This is a genomic window from Bradyrhizobium sp. (assembly GCF_049691595.1).
Taxonomy (GTDB): Bacteria; Pseudomonadota; Alphaproteobacteria; order Rhizobiales; family Xanthobacteraceae; genus Bradyrhizobium.
The window spans coordinates 1-3187 of record NZ_JBAVNZ010000244.1; the positions used below are offsets into that span (position 1 = coordinate 1).

Below are 3187 nucleotides of genomic sequence, written 5' to 3' on the forward strand. Positions count from 1 at the left end.
GCGGTTTCCGAATACGCCGTTTGCGGATCGAGCCCGGAGACCAAGGCCTTGGCGCAGACATTGTGGGCCACCAGGCCGGTCGCGACGCGAATGGCGCGATCGGGACGGAAATAGCCGCCCGCCGCGAGCAGCACGGCCGGTACCAGCACGACGGCGCCCCATTTTTGCCAGCCCACGCGGGTCCCTCTCGTCCGATCGAACGCCGTCTAGCGCGCCGGCTGCGCCCCGCCAACCGAAGGCAGCGGCTGCACGGTGACGCCGGGCGGCGGCGTGTCGTCGTCGGGCACGAAGAAATCCGACATCAGCGGCACCGCGGGATCGACGCGGTAGCGCTCGAAGTCGCGGACGCCGCTGGCATAGAGCACCTTGTCATCGATGCAGAATTGGCCGGTGAACTCGCGTGACGGCTTTGTGAAGATGACGCAGGCCGCGTCGCCCATGATCTCGGGCGTGCGGCTCGCGCGCATCATGGCGTCGCCGCCGAGCAGATTGCCGACCGCGGCGGTCGCGATCGTGGTGCGCGGCCACAGCGCGTTGACGGCGACGCCCGAGGATTTCAGCTCGCCGGACAGGCCGAGCACGCACATGCTCATGCCGAATTTCGCCATGGTGTAGGCGGTGGAATGCTCGAACCATTTGGCTTTCATGTCGAGCGGCGGCGACAGCATCAGGATGTGCGGGTTCGCCGCCTTCTTCAGATGCGGGATGCAATATTTCGACACCATGAAGGTGCCGCGGGTATTGATCCCCATCATCAGGTCGAACCGCTTCATGTCGGTCATCTGCGAATTGGTGAGGCTGATGGCGCTGGCATTGTTGACACAGATATCGATGCCGCCGAATTCGGCCACGGTCTGCTCGATCGCGCCGATCACCTGGGCTTCGTCCCGGATGTCGCAGAGCACCGGCAGCGCCTTGCCGCCGGCGGCGCGGACTTCGTCGGCGGCGCTGTAGATGGTGCCCTTCAGCTTTGGATGCGGCTCGGCGGTTTTAGCGGCGATCGCGACATTGGCGCCGTCGCGCGCGGCGCGCAGGGCGATCGCAAGCCCGATGCCGCGGCTGGCGCCGGAAATGAACAGCGTCTTGCCTTTGAGGGATGTCATCTTTCCTCCTTGCCCCGTCGTTACGCCGATTGTGCTTCTGGTGCTATTGCCCCGCGGCCTCCGCGCCGCGGGTTCGCGGATCGGGTGCGCCGAGCAGGCCGCTGGGCGTGACGGAGATCGAATTGACCGAGGTCTGGCCAAGCGGCTCGACCACTTGATGGCCCATTGCCTTGAGCTCGCTCAGAACCTCCTCCGGAAAACCGCGCTCGACCCGCGCCTGATCCGGCAGCCATTGATGGTGCACGCGCGGGGCCGCGACCGCGGCGGCGATGTCCATCCTGTAGTCGATGACATCGACGATCACCTGCGTGACCGCGGAGATGATGCGGCTGCCGCCGGGCGAGCCCGTCACCAGCACCGGTTTGCCGTCCTTCAGCACGATGGTCGGCGACATCGACGACAACGGCCGTTTGCCCGGGCCAGGCAGGTTGGCCTCGAACCCGACCAGGCCGAAGGCGTTGGAGGCGCCGGGCGCTGCGGTGAAATCGTCGAGCTCGTTGTTGAGCAGCACCCCGGTGCCCTCGGCGACGAGGCCGACGCCGTAGGGGAAATTGAGCGTGTAGGTGTTGCTGACCGCGTTGCCGCGGCTGTCGACCACCGAATAATGCGTGGTGTTGCTGCCCTCGCGCGGCGGCGCCGCCACGAGCGCGTCGGCCGGCGTTGCGCGGGCAGGATCGATGCTGGCGCGCTGTCTTGCGGCGTAGTCCTTGGCGATCAAGGCCACGGTCGGCGCGTCGACGAAGGCGGGATCGCCGAGATAGCGCGCACGGTCGGCATAGGCGCGCTTCATCGCCTCGATCATGACATGGAGCGAGCCGGCCGAGCCCTGCTTCATGTCCGCCATCGCAAAGCCCTCGAGAATATTCAGTATCTCCAGCAGCACGATGCCGCCCGACGAGGGTTGCGGCATCGAGACGATGTCATAGCCGCGATAGCTTCCGCGCACCGGCGTGCGGATGACGGCCCGGTACGATTTCAAATCCTCCGGCGTCATGATGCCGCCGGCGTCGCTCACGGCCCTGGCGAGCTTTTCCGCGACCGGTCCCTGATAGAATCCGCCCGCGCCCTGCCCGGCGATCGCGGCCAGCGTCGCCGCGAGGTCGGGCTGGATCAGCCGGTCGCCTTCGTGCAGCGGGGAACCGTCGGTGCGGGAAAAGGCTTTGGTCGAATTGGGCCAGCGCGCCATCCGGCGATACATGTCCGGCAAGGTGTCGGCGGTGTCGTCGGTGACGACAAAACCGTCCCGCGCCAGCTCGATCGCGGGCTTCAGTATCTGCGCCAGCGTGAAATTGCCGGAGCCGTATTTCTCCAGCGCCAGCGCCAATCCGGCAACGGTGCCGGGCACGCCGATGCCAAGCGCGGAATTGCGCGACTTGTCGATATCGGGCCTGCCGTCGGCGCCGAGAAAAATGTCGCGCGTGGCCGCCGAAGGCGCGGTCTCGCGATAGTCGATCGCGATATCCTCGTTACGCTCCGCGAGATGGAGCACCATGAAGCCGCCGCCGCCGATATTTCCGGCGCGCGGATAGCTCACCGCCATGGCAAAGCCGGTGGCGACCGCGGCATCGACGGCATTGCCGCCCTGTCGCAAGATATCGGCGCCGATCTGCGCGGCGAGTTTTTCCTGCGCCACCACCATGCCGTATTCGGCAGGCACGCCGTGAACGGTGCCGGCGGCAGGCGGCGTGTAAGGGCGGCGCGCTTCCTGGGCCGCGGCCGCGGCCCCGCATGCGACCACTACCAGGATTGCCGCGAACAGCCTGCGCCACTCGGTTGCAAAGAAACTCATCAAAACATCCGCTGCAATTGGAGCTGGTGTGGGGTTTCGAAAGACGCTGGCGTCATCGACGCATGCTATACGGGGTCCGGATGAAGCAGGCAAAACGCCTGTTCGTGATCTGGCAAGGACATTTTCGGCATGGCGGTGACGGTCCTGGAGAAAACTGGCGCCGATCTTCCCGAAAAATATCCGCCCCGAGCCGCCGTCATCAGCTGGATCTTGTTCGATTGGGCCACGCAGCCCTACTTCACGCTGATCACGACCTTTGTGTTCGCGCCGTATTTCGCGAGTATTGTCGCGCCGG

Annotated in this window: 2 protein-coding genes and 1 pseudogene; 1 reads left to right on the forward strand and 2 read right to left on the reverse strand. The window is 65.9% G+C overall.

The features are described 5' to 3' along the window. Positions 1-206 precede the first annotated feature (206 nt). Positions 207-1103, reverse strand: coding sequence for an SDR family oxidoreductase (locus tag WCE35_RS10980; protein WP_424593361.1), 897 nt, complete (start codon positions 1101-1103; stop codon positions 207-209). A 43-nt stretch (positions 1104-1146) separates the two neighbouring features. Beyond that, a complete protein-coding gene (gene ggt, locus WCE35_RS10985) occupies positions 1147-2892 on the reverse strand; it encodes a gamma-glutamyltransferase (protein ID WP_424593362.1) in 1746 nt (581 codons plus the stop codon). 129 nt (positions 2893-3021) lie between these two features. On the opposite strand from ggt, the pseudogene WCE35_RS10990 reads away from it, so the two are divergent. Then, positions 3022-3187, forward strand: a pseudogene (locus tag WCE35_RS10990) (MFS transporter); the annotation flags it as partial.